Source organism: Priestia sp. AB, from assembly GCF_028369225.1.
GTDB lineage: Bacteria > Bacillota > Bacilli > Bacillales > Bacillaceae_H > Priestia > Priestia megaterium.
In genome coordinates this window covers 62,301-83,739 of record NZ_JAQMYN010000015.1, presented here as the reverse complement: position 1 = coordinate 83,739, position 21,439 = coordinate 62,301, and the positions used below count along the sequence as shown (strand labels likewise).

21 protein-coding genes are annotated in these 21,439 nt (G+C 34.6%); 6 read left to right on the top strand and 15 right to left on the bottom strand.

The features are described from left to right. Positions 1-767 precede the first annotated feature (767 nt). Positions 768-935 (top strand): hypothetical protein, encoded by a 168-nt coding sequence (locus POF52_RS26910; RefSeq protein ID WP_271996644.1) that lies wholly within the window; start codon positions 768-770, stop codon positions 933-935. Between the two features lie 8 nt (positions 936-943). Here POF52_RS26910 and POF52_RS26905 read toward each other — a convergent pair whose 3' ends face one another. The 12 genes from POF52_RS26905 to fabF all read right to left on the bottom strand — a co-directional run bounded on the left by POF52_RS26905 (position 944) and on the right by fabF (position 12,497). After that, the gene (locus POF52_RS26905; protein WP_271996641.1) at positions 944-2,023 is read right to left on the bottom strand and encodes a Ger(x)C family spore germination protein; all 1,080 of its coding nucleotides are present in this window, start codon (positions 2,021-2,023) and stop codon (positions 944-946) included. After that, positions 2,020-3,114: a GerAB/ArcD/ProY family transporter gene (locus POF52_RS26900; protein ID WP_271996638.1), complete on the bottom strand. Its 1,095-nt coding sequence runs from the start codon at positions 3,112-3,114 to the stop codon at positions 2,020-2,022. The genes POF52_RS26905 and POF52_RS26900 overlap by 4 nt, the downstream gene beginning before the upstream one ends. A gap of 24 nt (positions 3,115-3,138) precedes the next feature. Beyond that, positions 3,139-4,641: a spore germination protein gene (locus POF52_RS26895; protein ID WP_271996635.1), complete on the bottom strand. Its 1,503-nt coding sequence runs from the start codon at positions 4,639-4,641 to the stop codon at positions 3,139-3,141. Between the two features lie 806 nt (positions 4,642-5,447). Further along, positions 5,448-5,657 (bottom strand): alpha/beta-type small acid-soluble spore protein, encoded by a 210-nt coding sequence (locus tag POF52_RS26890; protein ID WP_218216122.1) that lies wholly within the window; start codon positions 5,655-5,657, stop codon positions 5,448-5,450. A gap of 475 nt (positions 5,658-6,132) precedes the next feature. Further along, positions 6,133-6,609: a DMT family transporter gene (locus POF52_RS26885; protein WP_271996630.1), complete on the bottom strand. Its 477-nt coding sequence runs from the start codon at positions 6,607-6,609 to the stop codon at positions 6,133-6,135. A gap of 15 nt (positions 6,610-6,624) precedes the next feature. Further along, positions 6,625-7,053: a DMT family transporter gene (locus POF52_RS26880; protein WP_193426937.1), complete on the bottom strand. Its 429-nt coding sequence runs from the start codon at positions 7,051-7,053 to the stop codon at positions 6,625-6,627. Positions 7,054-7,146: 93 nt separating this feature from the next. Next, a complete protein-coding gene (locus POF52_RS26875; protein WP_271996626.1) occupies positions 7,147-7,428 on the bottom strand; it encodes a hypothetical protein in 282 nt (93 codons plus the stop codon). 54 nt (positions 7,429-7,482) lie between these two features. After that, entirely contained in the window at positions 7,483-8,460 is a 978-nt protein-coding gene (locus POF52_RS26870; protein WP_271996623.1) for a nuclear transport factor 2 family protein, read from the bottom strand. Between the two features lie 57 nt (positions 8,461-8,517). Further along, positions 8,518-9,474, bottom strand: a complete 957-nt coding sequence (locus POF52_RS26865; protein ID WP_271996620.1) for a TIGR03571 family LLM class oxidoreductase — start codon at positions 9,472-9,474, stop codon at positions 8,518-8,520. Between the two features lie 22 nt (positions 9,475-9,496). Then, a complete protein-coding gene (locus POF52_RS26860; protein ID WP_193426941.1) occupies positions 9,497-9,835 on the bottom strand; it encodes an ArsR/SmtB family transcription factor in 339 nt (112 codons plus the stop codon). Between the two features lie 105 nt (positions 9,836-9,940). Continuing rightward, entirely contained in the window at positions 9,941-10,945 is a 1,005-nt protein-coding gene (locus POF52_RS26855; RefSeq protein WP_271996616.1) for an LLM class flavin-dependent oxidoreductase, read from the bottom strand. A gap of 316 nt (positions 10,946-11,261) precedes the next feature. Further along, complete coding sequence (gene fabF / locus POF52_RS26850) at positions 11,262-12,497, bottom strand: beta-ketoacyl-ACP synthase II (RefSeq protein WP_271996614.1); 1,236 nt, start codon at positions 12,495-12,497, stop codon at positions 11,262-11,264. 121 nt (positions 12,498-12,618) lie between these two features. On the opposite strand from fabF, the gene POF52_RS26845 reads away from it, so the two are divergent. Together POF52_RS26845 and spxA are read left to right on the top strand one after the other, a co-directional pair. Continuing rightward, entirely contained in the window at positions 12,619-13,473 is an 855-nt protein-coding gene (locus POF52_RS26845) for a helix-turn-helix transcriptional regulator (RefSeq protein WP_271996612.1), read from the top strand. 926 nt (positions 13,474-14,399) lie between these two features. Further along, a complete protein-coding gene (gene spxA, locus POF52_RS26840; protein ID WP_271996610.1) occupies positions 14,400-14,801 on the top strand; it encodes a transcriptional regulator SpxA in 402 nt (133 codons plus the stop codon). Between the two features lie 177 nt (positions 14,802-14,978). Here the strand turns inward: spxA and POF52_RS31195 are convergent, their stop codons facing one another. After that, complete coding sequence (locus POF52_RS31195; RefSeq protein WP_416435409.1) at positions 14,979-15,164, bottom strand: hypothetical protein; 186 nt, start codon at positions 15,162-15,164, stop codon at positions 14,979-14,981. A gap of 480 nt (positions 15,165-15,644) precedes the next feature. Here POF52_RS31195 and POF52_RS26835 point away from each other — a divergent pair, with 480 nt between their 5' ends. The 3 genes from POF52_RS26835 (at position 15,645) to argH (ending at position 20,097) form a co-directional block, all read left to right on the top strand. After that, positions 15,645-16,940: a hypothetical protein gene (locus POF52_RS26835; protein WP_271996608.1), complete on the top strand. Its 1,296-nt coding sequence runs from the start codon at positions 15,645-15,647 to the stop codon at positions 16,938-16,940. 202 nt (positions 16,941-17,142) lie between these two features. After that, positions 17,143-18,714, top strand: a complete 1,572-nt coding sequence (locus tag POF52_RS26830) for an APC family permease (RefSeq protein ID WP_176586113.1) — start codon at positions 17,143-17,145, stop codon at positions 18,712-18,714. Positions 18,715-18,777: 63 nt separating this feature from the next. Further along, on the top strand, positions 18,778-20,097 hold the full coding sequence (gene argH / locus POF52_RS26825) for an argininosuccinate lyase (RefSeq protein ID WP_271996605.1): 1,320 nt from the start codon (positions 18,778-18,780) through the stop codon (positions 20,095-20,097). A gap of 232 nt (positions 20,098-20,329) precedes the next feature. Here argH and POF52_RS26820 read toward each other — a convergent pair whose 3' ends face one another. Beyond that, complete coding sequence (locus tag POF52_RS26820) at positions 20,330-20,899, bottom strand: dihydrofolate reductase family protein (protein ID WP_271996602.1); 570 nt, start codon at positions 20,897-20,899, stop codon at positions 20,330-20,332. 197 nt (positions 20,900-21,096) lie between these two features. Beyond that, entirely contained in the window at positions 21,097-21,432 is a 336-nt protein-coding gene (locus POF52_RS26815; RefSeq protein ID WP_271996600.1) for a YolD-like family protein, read from the bottom strand. Positions 21,433-21,439 lie beyond the last annotated feature (7 nt).

Here is a 21,439-nt window from a genome sequence, read left to right as displayed (position 1 = left end):
GAAGGGCTTTACTAAGCGTATATAGCTTGTATTAACGCGGTAGCGATACTGAACTAGATACTGTTTAGGTAACAGAGTCGTGATTCTTTAGATACTATGTAGCTACTGCAGTAAGCTTGCCTGTCCAATCGAAAAATAAAAAATAGCCCTTACTGCAGTAGGTAAGGGGTAGATGGTTATGTAAGAAGTGATGGGTTTTTATAGGCTATGGATTGGTCTAGAGGCTTATTTTTTTCATGAAATGGACGAGAAATGAACGATGTTCCAACGACTAAAGTTAATGAGGGACGGTAGTTTTTCTTTTTTAATGAATGAATTTATATATATTAAGTAAACTACAAAAGAAGCGTGACTACTCCATTTTTGAATCACATCCTTTTTTTGTATGTACATTAGAAAAAACTTCTGCCCAAGCACCAGGAGTTTTTTCTGTTTTTAAGATAGCTGTTTTAGTTTATATAATAGTGATTCGCGAAACCAAATCAAAAAATAAAACCCAGCTTTCAAAACTGGGTCAGCTTAATTATCCAGTTTCATTAATAGTAAAGGAAAGTGTGCAAAAACCTGTCTTTTTCTACAAGATAACTTTACATAAGTCATTCCAATCTAAATATAGACTTTCTTTTTGTTCATTAAGCTGTATTTTACGACTAACTGGGTTTATTCTAATTCTTTACTCAAAGGTGAACATCTCAATTTTGGGTGTCCAAGGAATATAACTCTTAAACAAATCAAGCTTATATAGGCTTAACAAAGGAGAAGAATACATGATTACTTTTATTTTTTTTAGTCCGTTCCTTCTTTTTGGTTTATTTATGGTCATTGCCTATTTTCATTTAGATACATTAGCAACAGGAATGGTATTAATATTAATAGGATGGATTGTAGTCGCCCCTTTAATAGCTTTGTTAATAAATGAAAAAGAAAAATTTTGATATTATTTTTATTCTTTAATTCCGGTTTCCTTTATCTGCGTATCAATATTCACATGAACTTCTGCGTGAGGATAATTATCTTTCCATTGTTGTTCATTCCAACGTCTATTTTGACTTTTTGCTTGATCTCCTAGTCCCAGAGGGTCAATCCCTTCTCTTTGGAACCTTTTAATCATCCGTTGTGTTTTTTTCTCGAGATCCTGAGTTAATTTCTTTTCTATTCGTTTATAGCTATCCTCACTTTGTAAATTAAATTTAGGAGCCTCATTCACCATTCCTTGTAGCTTAATTCGAATCCATATAGTTGGATGAGTGGACCCCCCTGTTATGTGATAAGCAACTTTTGAACCAATCGCTTCAATATCTATGAATTGATTAGGCTTAACTCTCAATTCATATAGCCCTAATTTCACCTTCTCATTTAGAATTTTAAAAATAAAACAATCCTTAAAAGAAAGAGAATCAACATAATGATCATTCTTAAATAACGCCAATCCCTTTATTTGAATTTTATCTCCTTTTTGTTCGATGAAAGGGAGAAAGGGATCCATCCCTTTAGCATGATAAGCATAGAGAAAACTATGTAAATTGACTTCTGGAAAATTTCCTTTCATATTTTGTTCAAACAAATCGGACAGATATTTAGAGACAGATGTACTAATGGGATAGTTTCCGGCTAATAAGTTTTGTGTTTTTCCATCTGTCACGGCAAGATATAGTAGTTTTCCTACTGTAGCATCACGGTTTAAAGAATCCATATAAGAAAAAATCCCACGCTTAGCCAATTTATCCTCGTATAAAACTGTTTTAATTTTTCCACTTTGAATAGGTTTAGGGGATAGCCCTTGCATAGCCCTCCGATTATCTTTACTTGTATGAGCTTGGGTTGTAAGTGTTTCATTATGAACGGTTGTGCCAGCTTCGCTCCCTTGATACGTACTAGCAGAAGCCGTTACTTGAACAATATGTGGATTAACATAGTCATACCCAATTACCTCTACCATTTGAATGTCTTCAATAATATGAGGGGGGACACAAGCTGCTAATGTAATAATACATAATAGTAAGGATAGCCCCTTTTTTCTCATCCTTGTTTCCCCCTAACCTTGTAGAGGATAAGTTGAACCAAAAAAAGGAACGGGATATAGGCATAAAGGAAATAAAATCCTATTTCAGAGAAAACCACATTTAATTTCTCAATATGAGGATGGCTTGTTAATAAACTACAACTAAGGAAAACTATTAAGGCTAAAATTAGAAGAACCCTGCGTCTTTTAAAAGAAAATATCCTTTTCATCCCATAATTAGCCCCCCATAAACATATACACAAATTAGGAACAACCACAGCAACCCAAATCGCAATTCCTATATACTCAAAGCGCTCGACAATTGGGAATTCAACGATTTTCCATAATGATAATGTAGCCCAAATAGTGCTTTTTAATTGTTCTTCAGTAAAATACACAAATGCAACAATGGCAAAGGCTATATAAAATATAGTCGTGTAGAGTAAAGCATAATGTCCCCACCTTCTAGATTTATCGGGTTCTTTAAGAAACGGATAAAATAACAATAACAACTCAACCCCTAAGAACTCCATAGTGGTCGCCTTAGCTGACTGTAGTATCTGCATAGGAGAGTGAGTCATGAGGGGAAAAAAGTTATAAAAATGTGCATAATGTAAAGGGAAGTACAGCACTATTAAGAGGGGGAGGCTATAAACGACACTTAAAAAACAAAGCCCTGCCACAGTGCGAAAGCCTCCTACAATATAATAGCAAGCTAACAAAAGAAGAACTGCACAAAAAATCCAGGTAGAGAGTTGAGGGAAAACCCAAACCTGCACCACCTGTGTAAAAGATCGAAGAAATACAGTGGCTGCTAGAAGTACGTATAATATAAATAAAGTAGATAAAAATCCTCCTATCCATTTCCCGAAGATCTTTCGGTGGATAGAAATTAGATCTCCATTTCCTCTTTTTAGTAGTTCGTACATTAACCATAAAATCACTTGATTAGCTATTCCGGCCAGAATAATGGACATCCATGCATCATATCCAGCATTTTTAACAATCACACGTTGGAAACCTAAAATACCAACGCCAATTTGTACACTATGAATTAGAAAAAATGCAAAAAAAGGGGATACTTTCTCTGTGTCCTTTATCGTGATGTCCATATTCAATCTCCTTTCTTTTTATTGTTATTTTTCATTATCTTTTTTTTCCGTGACTTTTTCGGAGTAAAAGCGTTCAGGATCCTCTGTCCGTAGTTGAACAGGTCGTTTTCCTTGCCAATTAAATGGAAGTCGGAATAAAGCATCCTTTAAATCCATTAATCGCAACGGATAAACAGGTGTTAAGTAAGGGCGTCCCAAAGATGTTAACTGTAACAAATGAGCCAGAAAGAAAAGAAAACAGGTGGACACCCCTATAATTCCCCATAATTGAGCGAAAAAAAGAAAAGGAAAGCGAATGAGACGAATAGTATTACCCATTTGATAAATAGGTGTAGTAAATGAAGCTAATGCGGCTAATGCTACGAGAATAAGAAGAACATTACTTGTTAATCCCGCCTCAACGGAGGCTGTACCAATCACGATCCCACCTACGATACCGATTGTTTGACCAATTTTTGTAGGAAGGCGAGCTCCAGCTTCTCGTAATAATTCAATAGACAATTCTAAAATAATTACTTCGATAATAGGAGGAAAGGGGATATCCGTCCTTGAAGAAATAAGAGTTGCCAACAAGTCTGTCGGAATCATTTGATAATGATAGGTTAAAACTGCCACATATAAAGGTGTAATTGTCACTGAAAATGTAACAGCGCCCAAACGAATAAGCCTAAAGATTGATGCAATATGCCAAGGTAAAAAATAATCCTCAAATGCAGAAAAAAATTCAACTAAGGTAACGGGCATTGTTAGAACCATAGGAGATCCATCCACTAAAATAGCCAGTTTTCCTTCCGCAAGTATACTTGCAATTCGATCAGGTCTTTCGGTATCCACTACTTGAGGGAAAGGCGAATTGCTATTATCAGCCATCATTTGAGTAATGAATGAACTATCTGGAATTTGATCATATTCAATATCTTGAATACGCTGAATGGCAGTGTTGATATTCTCTTGATCAGCAATTCCGTCTATATAGAGGATGGAAACACGTGTTTTTGATAATTTACCTACTTTTATTTCTTTCACTGTTAGTTGAGGAATAGGCAATCTTTTACGAATTAAATTAATATTCGTATCTAGTGTCTCCACAAATGATTCTTTAGGTCCTACCACACTGAACTCTACTTCAGGAGGTGATACTTGTCTTGTTTCATTTGCTACACCCGATAAAAGAATTCCTTCTGAATCCTGTTCATATAGTTGAATGAAAATATAACCAGTCATAAGACTATCCTGAATTTCCTGAACGTTACTTGTGATGATTATATTTTCAATAGGTAGAATCCCTTTCATTTCTTGCAATAAGGTAAAAGAATGTTGGCTTAATGGAGATAATACACTTTGATGGATAAAGTCTGGATTTACCATTGTTTTTAAATAAGAAATCCAACAAGACGTTCCTTGAGAATCAAATTGAAAGCGACTAAAATCTTCAGAAGACGACAAGGTATTAAATAAGTCAGATAGACTATTCAATGGTTGTTTTTCTATAGATAATGTCTTTGTTTTTTTCTTTATCTGTTTCATCACATTATTCACCGCCACACTATTTCTATATCTGTCACCATAGTCAGGTTTTCTAGTTTGTTATCCATTGAACATTTTTTATACCTTGTTAGTATGAAGAGTTAAAGGAGATTTATACAAACTTTGGAAACAAAGGACATGTAAAATATCTGATTATCTAATTTCTACAGTATTCATCTCTTCTCTTAAATGCAATTCTCTTTTCAATGAGAATGAAATGGTTCGTTCATTTCAAAATTTAGCCTTATAAATTTTGAAGGTGTATAATATACCTTTAAAATTAGACAAAATGATAACGTATTAACATTATTCCAATTTTGAAAATCCTTTGCTGTGATGAGCATATGTGAAACGAACATCATTTAGCTCACTTAACCTCATTTTATCTTTTAATTCGAATACTTCATCGATAAAAACAAACAAATTCCCCAGGGAATCAACAAATTATATGAATCCTGTTTTCAGCCGTAGTAAAACAAGAATGTATTAAACAAATCGATAAGTTGTGTTATAATATCGCTGGGAATAATACGTGAATCATTTAATGTGTTCAACGTAGCAAAAAGCCACTTGTAGTCTACAAGTGGCTTTTACTTATCTACTCGAAGAACGACGGGAACTCTCGTTATGAACCGATATACATAGCGATAAGGCCTCACAAGGGAAAAATAGTTATGTTTAAACGATATAAGCCTCCATCAACGTTGATGGGGGCTTCTTTATGCTGTACGTGTTTTTTTATTTAAATCATAGAAAAAAAGAAGAATGGACGCCATTCTTCCTTTAGCCACGATTCTACAACTGTCTTAGAAACGTCCGCCGCCAAGTTGTTGCTCAGCCATTTGTACAAGACGCTTTGTAATTTCGCCACCTACAGATCCGTTTGCACGAGAAGTTGTATCAGGACCTAGGTTAACACCAAACTCACTAGCGATCTCATATTTCATTTGGTCAATTGCTTGTTGAGCACCATATACTAATAATTCATTTGTGTTGCTATTTTTATTGTTTGCCATTTTATCCAACTCCTTTATCGTTTGTAACGTTAACATGTGTAAAAGGAGAATCAGTTATTCATAAATAAAAAATTAATTTTAAAATATTATTTCCTTTATAAATTTGTATAGGAAACAGGAAAAAAGACTACCTGTTGAGAAAAATTGAACCTTTTTATTAAATGAAATCTACTGGTTATCGTTCCTAAAATAAAAAGAAACCTACTCCACAAAGGAGTAGGCTTAAAGAAATAGCTAAGATGACATTCAAAAACAATTTCTATTATACATTACCTCATTATATTGTTACCTTTTAGATGAATAATTTACATTTATTGATTTAAAAGGTAAATTATTTATATGAATCTAGAGAATATCTAAAATATCTTTTGTCGATAGTAAATTAAAGCTAAGGGAGATGGGGATTATAGGCCCTAACTATAAACAAATGATATTGAAGCATGAGTAGTGCTTTCACATCATTTATTACTTAGAATCACTTGGCTACCTCGTATCGTTGAGTTTCTTTCTTTTTAGAATCAGGTTTCAAACTAAAATAAAGTGCTATAAACATTAGAATTACTCCTGCTAAACGTTTTAAGTCAAAATGAATGACCGAATTCTCAAACCAACCAAAGTTATCAACAACCATACCAGTTGTTAATTGACCCACAATAACTAAAATAACGGCGGTGCTTACTCCAATTTTTGGAACAGAAAGGATTGTTAAAACAACATATCCTACTCCAAAAAATGCACATAGAAGCTGCCATGTAGGCACTTTAGATATAGCAATCATATCCATCTTTCCGAATAATACAACTACAATTCCCATTATTACAGCCCCAAAGAAGTAGTTAACCATTGCACTTTCTAATGAACCGGCTTTTTTTGCAAAAGCTGGATTAATGGCAGACTGAGCTCCTAAAACGGCACCTGATATAAGTGTAAGAATAACAATGATAATACCCATTACATACCTCTCCTTTTAATATACAAGGTATAGCGATAATGCTAATAATACGATCGCGATACCTTTGTTTTTACTGAATTTAATAGCAGAAGATCCAAACCAACCCTTATGTTCTATTAATGCACTCATAGCAATTTGACCAAAAAGAGCAGCGATAACTGCAAGGCCTACTCCAATAACTGGTACACTAATGACCAGCATTAAATTATAGAAACTACCTAAAGTGCCTCCAAGCAGTTTCCATTTTGGCACTTTAAATGTTTGACTTAGGTCTCCTTTACCAAAGAACAAGGTTATGAGTGTTACTGTCATAAACCCTATGGTGAACATATAAAATGTAGTTTCTATTTCTCCTATATTTTCTCCTAATGTTCCGCCGATTGCCCCCTCTATACTTAAAGAAGCGCCTGCTATAAAAGCTAACACATAATATAATACTTTCATGAATAATCTCCCTCCTAATAATATGCATGTGCATGCATGTATAAAGTGATGCCTTTTTAATATATTTCTTAAAAAATGTATTATTGTTTTCCACTAATGCTTATTTTTGTGTTCAGGTACACTTATCCAAAAGTGTTGAAGATTACTGATTAACCCCTCTCTTCCAAACTTCCCAGAACCTTGATTTTCTCCAAATACGTGTTTAAGAAAATCAAGAATATATTGTCTTCTAGATTCAATGTTATAGACTTTCTTATTATAAAGCCACTGTTCAATAGTGTTATAAACCCCTCGATTTATACCGTATTGACCTTGACAATATCTAAGAAAATGCAAATCAGTTTTATTAATAATTTTCTCTTTTATTTCGTTCATAGCTATACCCCCCTAACATCAGCACTTTTAGATTAGAACCTGAATTGTTTCTGTCTAAATATTTTTGCCCTCAGTAATCCAGCCTGGAATATAATGAAGCCATTCAAATTTCCATACTCCTTTCTCACGACGCAATCGACTTTCATAACGAGCACCAAAGATTTGAGCATCTAAGTTTTCTCTATTAGGATTGAATGGTACAACACGATAAATGTCCATTGTGGCAGTGCCTCCTGTAACCTTTACTTTGAAATTTGTAGCTGCATGTTGCATGTATGGTTGTCCTGAACGTAAAATTTTCAACATACTAACAATTTCTTTTCTTCCACTCATAGGACCAAACGGAGACATATCGGCTTTTGCATTCTCCGTAAATACGGTTGTTAATAAGCTAAAATCAGCCTGGTCCAGTGCCCATGAATAGCGAAGATATGTTTCAATTACCTGCTCTTCATCGGTACCTCTATCATCTGGATTGGGGAAAACTCTCCAAGGTGCATCTAACTCACTTAGAATTGTCGGAGCAACAGCTTTTGGGTGCCAAGCAACTATACCATCAGTCAACTTCCAATTCGTTACATAATTAAAATTGCCGTGCTGCCAATCAAGTTCAAAACGAAGGTGAGAAATTTTCCATCCCTCGGTGGTATGCAAATAGGTGTTAACAAAGTGTCCACCAAATAAAAAGGTGTCCAACTCTCCTTTTCCCATGTCGTTTGCAAAAACCCCCATCAGATACGCACTTTGTTGAGCTTGTTCTTTGGATGCAGCAACGTACGAATTCGTTATTTTAAATCGTGCTATCTCAATTTTAGTTCCTTCACGAGCTAAGCCATCTACGATTGCATCCACACCGTTAAATTCTCCTAAATTGCTGAAATTTGCCTTTGCATCAGGTATAAAGTAGCTTTTCACCGAAGAAAAATTATTTTCTTCAAGTGCTTTAGCAAATGTGAGAAAGATATCCTGAATCTCAGCACGGCTAGGTTTATGTTGGCCCGATGCGTTATTAGAGTGATCATTTACCATCATTGTATTTCTGCCTCCTGCTTATTTTCTTAAAAGGATTTTAACAGCAATTATTCTTTATTAGAATTCATGTGTTGGAAAATGAGGTAAGATTTCCTCACCAATTTCCTGAATCATTTCTTCCATTGGTCGTTTGGCAAAGTAAGGAACAAATACTAAGTGATTAACCCCTATTGCCTGGAATTTGTATAATAAGTCCAATAAATGAATTCGTCCTAAACGGAAACCTAGTGGTATTTGGGTTGGTTGTTCATCTGGATTTTCCGATAAATCGATATATAAAGTCTGTGTAAAAGGTTTAAATACCCCTGGACTTTTTCTTTCTGATAACTCACGATAAGTTTGAATTAAGGATGCTTGCTCTTGGATACCACGTGGATATTGAATCCAACCGTCTCCTTGGCTGGCAATCCATTCTATAGATTGCTGGCTAAACCCTGTTACCATTGTTGGAATAGTGGTGACAGGCTTAGGGATTAATCTCATACTGCTTCCATCCATTATTCCCGACTTAGACTCAATGGTTGGCTGTTCTTCCTTCAATAATCGATTAAGAAAATCAAAGCTCTGTTTAAACTGTTCTCCTCTTTTTTCTCTTTCTACACCTAAAGCAGTAAAATCTTTTTTTCGGTCTCCTGATGCAACGCCCATAATAAGTCGGTCAGGGAACAACTGGTCAATAGAGGTCGCTTCTTTTGCCACTCGAACCGGATGACGCAACGGGAGAACAACACTTGATGTTCCTAATGCGATATGATTTGTACGTGCAGCCAGATACGTTAAATAAATCCATAAATCATAAAGTTGCCCATGATCATTAGAATGTAAATCTTGCATTGTAACATCCCGAAGCCAAATCGCTGAAAATCCAAAACTTTCGATTTTACGAGCAAGATCTATCGTATTTTCCATTTTTGGAAGCTGGTTAGTCATTGGTTCAAAGGGCGTTAGAAAACCAAGTGTCATTTTGTTTTGTTGATACATTCGATTAAATCCTTTATGTCCTTTGAGACTCATATAATTAATTCCTCCTCTTGTATTACAAACTTTCACCAATAAAGCTTTCTAATTGCTTAATCGTTTCTTCATTTCTTCGATAATAGGTCCACTGGCCAATTCGCTGTGCTTCTAAAAGACCACTTTGTTGTAGTATTGATAAATATTGAGAAGTAGTTGACTGACCTAGTCCGACTTTATCTCGTATATCTCCGACACAAATTCCTCCTTGAAAATTATCTCCCTTATTGATATGGACTTGAGGTGGGAAATTTTTTTCCGGCTCTTTTAGCATCTGTAAAATTTTCAACCTAGTTGTATTAGATAAAGCTTTAAACATATCTATAAATTTTTCATCATTGACTACGTTTTGTTCTTTCATGATTTTTCCAATCTCCTTTTCTTTAGACAAGAAACCTTCTTTTTAGAAACCATGATTTATTTTACCATAATGCTTCAAAAGCCTATAAATAATCAGAAGAATTAATTACTCATTAACTGCTTCTTTTAAAAGGGTAAAGGAACGTTTTCGGCTTTCAAAATCGTAAATAGGAGTAATTGCCATAAGTTCGTCAATTTGAAACTTATTCGTTAGCTCCTTTACTTTTTGAGCCACTGTTTCTTTCGAGCCAATAATATACGTTTCTTTTACCGATTCTATTTCTCGTTTATCAGCTGGGTTTAACACATGTGCTAGTGCTTTTTCTGGATCAACGAGGCGTGTCAAATGTCCACGATGTAAATAAAAATTAAATCGTAATGCACTTTCCGCAATTTTTTCAGCTTCCTCATCAGTATCTGCCACAATCACTTTCATTGTCACGAGTACTTGTGGCTTATCTAAATATTGAGATGGCTTAAAGTTATCAATATATAACTTCAATGCCTGTTCCATTCCACCCGGCTGATAGTTAATAAATTGTGCGAATGCATATGGTAATCCTTTTTCTGCTGCTAAAAGGGCCGAAGAATTACTTGTTCCTAGTACCCATACATCCGGTTTTTTCACTACAATAGGTGTTGACTGTAAACCTCTTAAACGATGGTTATCTGGTAGTCTATCCTCTAGATATTCTAAGACTTCATCAATTTGTTCAGAAAACATATCTACATTTCTTCTAGCTCTTTCTCCTTGCAAAGCTATGGATGATAAGTGATGACCACCGGGTGCACGACCTAACCCCATATCTACCCGTCCTGGCGCCAGAGCACTCATAACTTTAAAGTTCTCTGCAACTTTGTATGCGCTATAGTGTGGTAACATAACCCCGCCGGTACCTACTTTTATAAAGTTTGTTTTAGCTAATAAATGACTTGCGAGGATTTCTGGAGAAGATCCTGCCAACGCATCTGTACTATGATGTTCTGACAACCAATAGCGATGGTAGCCCAACTCATCAACATGTTTTGCCAACTCTACGGATTGAGCAAAACCCTCTTCTGCTGAAAGCTCTTCTAATAGCTGTGTTTGATCCAATACACTGACTTTCATAATCACCCTCCTATATTTGTTAATCGAATTTATATCTATTAATCGGAATATGTAGATATACAGATGTTATACTCTCTTTTTTATATTGTCAATAAATATTTACTTCGTTCTTCTTTTTTCATAAAGAAGATTAGCTTTCATTTTTGTTGTTACATAAACCATATCAAACATTTTTTTGTTTTACATTCAATTAATTAGGACATAGCTTGTCATATAAATTCGATTTTTAGTATCTTGACTTAAACTTAGATAGCAATTCGCAATTATATTTTATTTTGGCTTTAATTTTCATGAAGAAATACGAGTGAAAATATATTCACTCGTATTTCTTTAAAACAATAGCTGCATTATGGCCTCCAAACCCAAATGAATTAGATAAACCAGTATTTATTTTCACTTGGCGAGCAATAGCTGGTACATAATCTAAATCGCATAATGGATCAGGATTTTCTAAGTTAATTGTTGGAGGAACGATGCCTTGTTTAAGGCTCATTGCTAAAGCAATTGCTTCAACTCCACCAGCTGCTCCTAGCATGTGACCAACCATAGATTTATTAGCTGTTATTGGAATCTTATAAGCTTGTTTTCCAAACAGTTGCTTAATAGCCTTGGTTTCAGAGATGTCACCCACCTTTGTACTTGTGGCATGAGCACTAATAACATCAATCTCTTCAAGGGATATGTTTGCATTTTTTAAAGCTGCTCTCATCGCAAGATAAGCACCCTTACCCTCTGGATGTGTAGCAACCATATGGTGTGCATCTGAACTTGCACCATACCCAATGACTTCTGCATGGATGTTTGCTCCTCTACGTAAAGCATGAGATAGAGATTCTAAGATTAGAATTCCAGCTCCTTCTGACATAACAAATCCATCACGGTCTTCATCGAAAGGACGGCTAGCTTGAGTAGGAGCATCATTTCTTGTTGATAATGCTGTAGCATTGCCAAAACTGGCTACTGATAAGTCGGTTATAGCAGCTTCTGTTCCACCCGCGAACACAACATCTACTTCTCCAGAACGAATGAGTCTAAAGGCTTCCCCGATAGCTGTATTCCCGATGGCACAAGCAGAAACAGGCGACATAGAAGGACCCATTGCATTCCACTTGATGCTAATTTGTGCTGCAGCAGCATTAGAAATCATACCCGGCACGAGAGTTGGACTGACTCTCCTTGGCCCTTTCTGTCTAAGTGCATCAATATTTTCAATTAAGGTTTCAATGCCGCCTATACCTGAACCTACGTATACGCCTAACCTTTCTGGATCTATATGATTGAGATCTAAATTAGAATCTGCCCAGGCTTGTTCAGCTGCAGCTATAGCAAATTGGGAAAAGCGATCTAAACGCCTTGCTTCTTTCTTTCCTAAAATTTCATCTGCATCAAAATCCCGAACAATTCCTGCAATTTTTGCCTTATGGTCAGTAATATCAAATGTATCTATAGAGGAGATGCCGGACTCTCCTTTAATTAGGTTGTTCCAAAATGTTCTGATGTTATTTCCTATAGGAGAGACTACTCCCATACCTGTAATCACAACTCTTTCCACTTTTCATCACTCCAAATCAATAATATACTTGTATTTTACAGTCCTTTTATCCTATTACAAGGGATTGTTTATCCTGGTATAACTACTACTAGGGTAAATTGTATGATGAGGAGTTTTAAAAATGAACGATAAAACTAGGCTTGAGGCCCTGTCTACATTCCTAAAAGCTAAACGTGCTCAAATTAAGCCAGAGTCTATTGGGTTACCAGCTGGAACCCGAAGAAGGACACCCGGATTACGACGAGAAGAAGTTGCACAATTAGCAGGGGTAAGTACCACTTGGTACACATGGTTAGAGCAAGGAAGAGATATAAAAGTTTCTTCTATTGTGCTTGATTGTATTTCTACAGCTCTACAACTAAATAGCGATGAAAGAGACTATTTATATGATCTAGCATTAGAAACAAAGTTAGAAATTGTTCATCCAAAAAAAGATCAATTAGAGCTTAGCCCTTCTCTAAAGCGAATACTAGCTGAATTAACCTATTGTCCGACTATCGTGACAGATCGCCATTGCCATATTGTAGGATGGAACCCCGCAGCAGCTCATGTTTTTCTAGATTTCGAACAAATTCCAAATGATCAAAGAAATCTAATTCAATTAGTGTTCGCCCGAAAAGAATTGAAAGCATTAGCTGTCAATTGGGAGCATTTTGCGAAAGGTTTTCTTGCTATTTTCCGTACCTATTATGGACACTATTTAGGTGATGAATGGTACAACCAGTTTATTAGTCAGATGAGTCATTTACATCCAGAATTCCAGGCCTTATGGAATGAAAGCCAAGTGAGTAAAGCTCCTGAAATGGTTATTGAATTTAGACATGCTAAAGCAGGGAAAATGTTATTTAATTTAACTTCTCTCCAAGTTCAAGGACATATGGATTTGCGATGTAGTATCTACACACCAGTAGAGGAAACAGATACAGAAAATAAATTAAAACGACTAATGAAAAGAGTTTCTATAGAGAAATTATAAAAAAATCTTATTATAGTAAACAGATTAAGATGACAATCTCTTACTTCTAGACTGTTTTTCCACTCAAAATAAAACCATTAAATTAAGGTTTTTGAGCAAATTAAACATATAGGAATCCCAATTCTTTATATTCCCTTAAGTATGTGTTTTTAGAAAAGCTACTCATCTGAGTAGCTCTTTTTTTAGAATCAAAGCCAATATTAAGTAGCTTACTTAACCTCATTTTATTTTTCAATTCGAATACTTTATCGATAAAAATAAACAAATTCCCCAGTAAATCAACAAATTGGTTCAATCCTGTTTCGGTTACACATTGCCCGTTCTTATAATATGTAAGGATTCAATCAACGTGAAATTAATTTGTTGCATTTGCTCTTCTGTTAAAAGAGTTGAGGTACTTCTACTTGCTTGTTTATGACTTCCTGTAATCCTATGTATCGCTCTGGCAGACCGGCGAATGGTTGTTACTTTTTCATTCCTCTGTTTGACATACTGCAGTACGTAAGGAGCAAGTAATGATGTAAGAGAAACTTGGCCTTTATTTTTTACACACATCACTATTAAAGATAAAGCTTAATTATCCTCCAATTTTACATGATTTCAATCTCCTTCCTTAAAATACTTGTTGCGCTGTAAAAAGTGGAATTACATGTTTCACTTCCTTGTTATAAAATATAGAAGGTTCGTATCATTCTTAATCATATATCTCAAATTTTTAGTCATATTAAGATCAAAAATTCATTAAACAGATGCACAAACTATGTTATAATAGCGATGGGAATAATACGTGAATTATCTAATGTGTTCAACGTAGTAAAAAGCCACTTGTAGTATACAAGTGGCTTTTACTTATTAGAAATCTATATACTTTTATTTACATTGATTAATTAAAGATAGAAAAAACACATATAGACGAGGTGTGAAAAATGATTAATCTATATACGACAACCAGCTGCGTTTCTTGCCGAAAAGCAAAGGCTTGGCTCGAGGAACATCAAATTGATTATATTGAGAGAAATCTATCGTATGAACCTATTACAGAAGATGAAATTAAAAATATTCTTAGTATGACAGAAAAGGGTACAGATGAAATTATTTCTACAAGGTCAAAGATCCCTCAAAAGTTAAATATAGAGATTGATGCACTGTCGTTACAGGGTCTGTATGATTTGATAAAGAGCCATCCTTTTATACTTAAGCGCCCTATTATTATACAAGATCGTAAAATACTGCAAATCGGATATAAAGAAGAAGAGATAAGAGCTTTTATTCCTCGGAAACTTCGTACTTTCAAGATGACAGAACAGGCAGTAGTAGGTGATCATTAGAGGTAATAGAAGAACGATTAACGGGTTCCTTAACTTCTAAAGTAGATTGTAATAAAATGCATCGGCAGTGTAGTAAGGTATATATTTCAGATTCTAAAAATGAGTAAACACAACTACATCTACATAAAAAGGAGAAGGGTTTTTACCCTTCTCCTTTTACTATATAATTCTCTATACTTAGATACTCTTCTTCATGCCGCATTCCCGACATTCGCGTAAGAAAATACCACCTTTTACAGAACTTTTGAAGTAAGATGAATTGCAGTTGTCACATCTGCCACTAACCTTATCCGGAAATTCAGCATAGTCATACACTTTAGTAAGATCTATTTCTTGCTCCTTTATTTCTTCCAGGTTAATCACTCTTTTCTATTTGACTTTTATTAGACTAACACAATTACGTCCATATAAAAGGGTTATGTTAAAATTACTCTGGTTTTTCCACTAGTTGCATCTGGAAAATTTGCGTTTCTTGGATACCTACTCTTTGGCATTCCTATTCAAACGATGCTCCTTCTAATCCTCTTTTACTGTGTCTCAACCATCCTAATTTATTTTAGTTAGCCACTATGTATTTAATTTGAGAAATCAAATACTTTCACCAATTATTTAAGTATAGTTTACTATTCTATAAGTTCTTATAGAAAAGGTGTAGGGATCTAAATTGAATTAAAAAAGAAAAATTAGTCTATTACGTAGCGCTTTAAAGGTTTTTTTGTTTTCGAAAAATTCTATTATATACTTGACTCTGTAAATACAGTGTAAGACCTTTCTAGCTTTACAGTTTAGATTTTTACATCCAAAATAGAAATTAAAAATACGGGTTGTAAAACGGAGGACATAATGTACAAAGTCGGGGTTATAGGGCCTACTTCATCTGTAGAACAAATTATTAATTTAGGTAAGGAATATGAGCTGGTTATAAACTTTATTGGTTACCCTTATAAAGATTTTAAGGATACTGAAAGTATCATTTTAGAATATGATCAATATGTGGATGTATGGCTTTTTTCTAGTCAAATTTCACATATGATTGCTGAGAACACTAACATTCCTGCAGAAAAGTTAATATATATTCAACATACTGAATCGGGAATTTATAAAAGTCTTTTACATATCGCCTACGATCAAGGAGAATTTTTAAACCAAGTAAGTATTGATGAGCTAACAACTTCTCATCTGCAACAAGCGTTGCAACAAATAAGTTTTAAACCTAGAGATATATACGTTAAAACTTTTGATGTGTACTCTACTACTGAAGAACTAATAGCTTTTCATACTGATTTGTGGGAAAACAAAAAAACAAAAGGGGCTTTAACTTGTTTCGAAGCTGTATATTTGAAGCTGAAAGAAAGAGGAATTCCTGCCTATCGAATCTCTACAACAGAGATGGAAATTAAACAGTCCTTAAAAATTCTTGCAGAAAAGACAAGAACCTTTTATTTTAAGGACACACAAATTGGTGTTCAGATTCTTGAAATAGATAACTTTGAAAAGCTTTCACAGAAAGCTAAGAATTCTTATAGTTTGCAATATCTAGAAATTAACCTAAAGGAGATTTTGCTTAGATTTTGTGAACGATTAAATGGTTCTTTATTAGAAAAAGGGAATGGCCGATATATTATCTTTAGCTCACGTGGGACAATTGAAAAGGAAATTGGAATGTTACGAGATACTATCTTTCAACTTGCAAACGAGTCTAATACTACGGTTAGTGTAGGTATAGGGTATGGGGAGACTGTGCACTCTGCAGAAATAAATGCTCAAAAAGCCATTCAGTTGTCAAAAGAGAAATCAGAATATGGAATAATTATTATCCAAGAAGATGGAAAGGTCGTCCAGTCTGTCGGTGAAGAAGATGAGTTAAGTTTTTCTTATCGTATTAATGACAAAGATCTTTTAAGCAAATTAAAAAAAGCTAAAATTAGTGTGAAAAATTATAATAAACTATATGCCTTAGTTAAAAGAATGAGTTCAAGTGATTTTACTATTAAAGACTTATCAAGCCAGCTTTATTGGGATGAAAGTAATGCAAGACGCATCGTTGTCAGTTTATGCGAGGTAGACCTAGCAGAATGTATAGGAGAAGAATCTTATACTTCTCGTGGCAGACCAAGTAAAATCTATCGGCTAAAATAACCATCCACTATGTGATGGTTATTTTTTATCCGCAAAAATATATTGAAAATTTTTAATAATTAGAATAGAATCTATTTAAGGTAATTACCTGTTATTAACCTTAAAATAGCAATATTCATTTATAAATAGACAACTATTAATTTGTAGCACGGGTTTCTAACAATTAAGTATCTACACATAGCTTTAAGAAAGAGGGAATCTTATGAATGAGGAACAGTATCTGAAAAAGAAAATAGGTTTTTGGTCACTTACTGCATTATCTTTAGGAGGAATTATAGGATCGAGTTGGCTTTTTGGTGCTTGGCAGACTGCAAAACTAGCTGGACCGGCTGCTATTATGTCCTGGGGTATTGGCGGATTTGTAATCACCTTAATAGCTCTTGTGTATGCTGAACTAGGTAGTGTGAAACCTGAATCTGGAGGTTTGGGACGCTATCCTCTTTATTCTCATGGAAAAATGCTCGCTACCGTAACCAGCTTCTCCATTTGGTTGGGATATTGTGCTACTGCACCTGTAGAATCCGCGGGGGTCATTCAATATGCTAACCAATTTTGGCCTGGACTATATGATGCAGCTAAAGAGCAGTTAACTACAGCTGGAATAATAGCCTCAACAGTCTTAATGGTATTCTTTGTTGTTGTCAATTATTTTGGAGTAAAGTTATTCGCAGTAACTAATACAATTATTACTGCCATTAAGTTTATAGTCCCTGTCCTCACAATTATTGCTTTCTTTATGACTGGATTTCATTCAGAAAATTACACAAGTCATGGTTTTGCTCCTAACGGTTATAGCGCCGGACTAAGTGCTATATTAACCAGTGGAATATTTTTTGCTTATACAGGGTTTGGAAATGTAGTCATGATGAGTGGTGAAGTAGTTAGACCCAAGCGTAACATCCCACTAGCATTAATTACATCATTAGTTGTCTCAACAATTCTATATACATTACTTCAAATCGTCTTTATTGGAGCTGTTCCTTCAGAGATGTTAAGTAATGGGTGGAGTGGTATTAAGTTTGACTCCCCATTTGCTAATTTAGCTCTTATGGCGAATATGGTATGGCTTTCTTGGATTATTACAGCTGATGCTATGATTTCTCCAACAGGTTCTGCGCTTACTTATACGGCTGGAACCTCAAGACACGTCTTTGGAATGGCGAAAAGTGGCTTTATACCATCCTATTTTGCAACAGTAAATAAACGATTTGGCGTTCCCACACGTGCTCTCGCCCTTAATTTTATTATTGGTTTACTTTTCTTATTTCCGTTAAAAAGTTGGTCTGCAATTGTAGCGATCGTAGGAGCCATTGGTATCTTCAAATACGCTTCGGCTTGTGTAACAGTAATGGTTTTCCGCAGGGTTGGGTTGTCGCAAAATAAAGGAATTCCCGGAATGCACATTATTGCTCCATTAGCATTTGTATTTGCAACATTACTCATTTACTGGACGAACTGGAGTAGAGTTCAGCTTGCTATTTGGGGATTAGTTATCGGAGTTGCATGGTACCTAGTTGTTCATATAATCAATAAAAATAGTTCAATAGAGATTATAGGTGGTATATACCTAGTCATTTATATTCTTATGCTTGTCTTAATATCGTCAATTGGAAACTTCGGTGGTAGTGGCCTTATTCCTGAACCATTTATGTCCTTGATAGTAGCTGTATTAGGCGGATGTTTTTATTACGTTGCTGTATACAATGGCGTATGGTACATGCGGAAAAAAGGGAACATTAAGGAATTACAAGATGAGATAACAAATGCATCATAAGAACATTTCTGTTTATAGGAAAAACAATACGCAGCCCAAAAACTATATAAAAGGAGGATTATTATGAAACTCTGGGGAGGACGTTTTAGAAAAGAAGAAAATAAACTTATGGAAGACTTTAATAGCTCTCTTCAAGTTGATAAGCGACTTTATTCTGAAGATATTAAAGGTAGCATTGCACATGTGAAAATGCTTGTGAAGTGTCAATTGTTGACTGAAGAAGAAGGGGAAAATATTACAAAAGGTCTCATCTCTATTTTAGAAGATATCGAAAATAAAAAGTTGATCATTGAAGGTGAGTTTGAAGATATTCATAGTTTTGTAGAAACTAATTTGACGGAACGAATAGGCGAAACAGCGAAGAAACTTCATACAGCGAGAAGTAGAAATGACCAAGTTGCATTAGATGTTCGATTATACGCTAAAAACAAGGCTGAAGAAGTTCTCAAATACATTAATGAACTTCAAACCAACATAGAAAACAAGGCTGAAGAAAACAATGTTATTATGCCAGGTTATACTCATTTACAAAGAGCCCAAGTAGTCACTTTTCAACATCATCTAATGGCGTATTATAACATGCTCAATCGGGATAAAAAAAGAATTATTAATGCTCTTGAAATTTTGGATGAAAGTCCACTTGGTTGCGGAGCTCTAGCAGGTACAACTCATACCATTGACAGAGAAATAACAGCAAAAGACTTAGGTTTTTCTAAGCCAGTCGATAATTTTTTAGATGGTGTCAGTGATCGAGATTACCTTATTGAATTAATGTCTGCTTTCTCTATTATCATGATGCATTTAAGTAGATTAAGTGAAGAATTAATTCTTTGGAGTAGTCAAGAATTCAAGTTTATCACCATTGATGATGCTTACTCAACTGGTAGTAGTATCATGCCTCAAAAGAAGAATCCTGATGCAGCAGAATTAACAAGAGGGAAAACAGGAAGAGTATATGGATCCCTTATGTCACTTTTAACAACAATGAAGGGTTTACCATTAGCTTATAATAAAGATTTACAAGAAGATAAAGAAGTCTTTTTTGACTCTTTAGATACAACATTAGCTTGTTTACAAATTATGTCTAATATGATTTCCACACTAGAAATAAATAGTGAAAATATGAAGAAAGCTGTGAAAGAAGGCTTTCTCAATGCAACTGAGGTCGCTGACTATTTAGTGAGTAAAGGCGTTGCCTTTAGAGATGCGCATAGTATCGTGGGTTCCATTGTAATTTATTGTGAAGATCGTAAAAAAGCCATCGAAGAATTAACTTTAGAGGAATTAAGTAGTTTGAGTTCAATTATAGAGGAAGATATTTACGAATTTATCGATTATGAGAATATATTACGTAAAGGTATCAAGATTGCCTTATTAAAATAATATAGTATCTAATTAGCGTAGCAAAGAACCACTTGTGTGAAACAAGTGGTTCTTTAATTTTACAGAATTGTTGAAGTAAGCTAAATGGTGGTCGTCACATCGACCACTTACCTTATTAGGAAATTTAGTGTAATCATACACTCTATCAAGATAGATTGCTTACTCTTTTATTTCTTCCAGGTTGATCACTCTTTTCTGTTTACTCTTATTAAAACAGCTTTCTTGAATTTCATTAATTATCATTAAAGTGATAGCACAGCTGGATAACGCCAGAAGAAAACGTTTTTGTATTAACCAATTTAAGGTTTAACCTTTGTTTTATGTCAATAAATAAAGGTTTTCCACTTCCCAAAACAACAGGATGAACCGATAATCTAAATTCATCTACAAGCCCTAAATTTATAAAATTTGTAATAAGACTTGCTCCACCATATAGCAAGATATCTTTTCCAGGCTTTTTCTTTAATTTATTTACTTCTTCCAAAATATTATCATTTATATATATTTCTTTATGATCAGCCCTTTTTTGTGTCCTAGAAAAAACATACTTTTCTTTGCTGTGAACTAATTCCCACATTTCTTTTTCAGTATCAGAATCTCCAGTTTCCGGAGTGTATTCTCCCCATAATTCGTAGCTTTTTCTTCCATATAAAATAGTATCAATTTGATTCAAGAAATGAGTAAACTCCATATCAGGATCCATGATACACCAGTCAATTTCTCCGTTTGGCCCTTCAATAAATCCATCTAAAGTAACTGCTAAATCTAAAATTACTCTTCTAGACCTTATGTTAATGGACATAAAAATTCCTCCCTTTAATCATTTCTCTTGTAATAATTTTTACAACTGCTAATATTTCACGCCATATGCTTCTCAATGTAAAGCTACCGATCTCATTTAACTAACACCCTAGTTAGTCGAAGAAAGAAAAGCGAAGTATCTTCATATAAAAAAGTTTTGCGTAAACAAATGTATAAATAATTCAACTAATCTTAACTTTACACGAATCGAGCATCAATTAACTCACTTAATCTCATTTTATTCTTTAACTCAAATACTTCATCTATGAAAATAAATTGATCCCCCAGGGAATCAACAAATTGAATGAATCCTGTTTCGGTCATACGTTGCCCATTCTTATAATATGTAAGGTATACTTGTTTATTTGTATGTAGTGCTTCAATCAATGTGAAATTGATTTGTTCCATTTGCTCTTCTGTTAAAAGAGGTTGAGTTACTTCTAGTTGCTTGTTTAAGACCTCCTGTAATCCTATGTATTGCTCTGGCATACTGGCGAAAGGCCGCCATTTTTTCATTCCTCTATAGTGGTCCATGGTATCT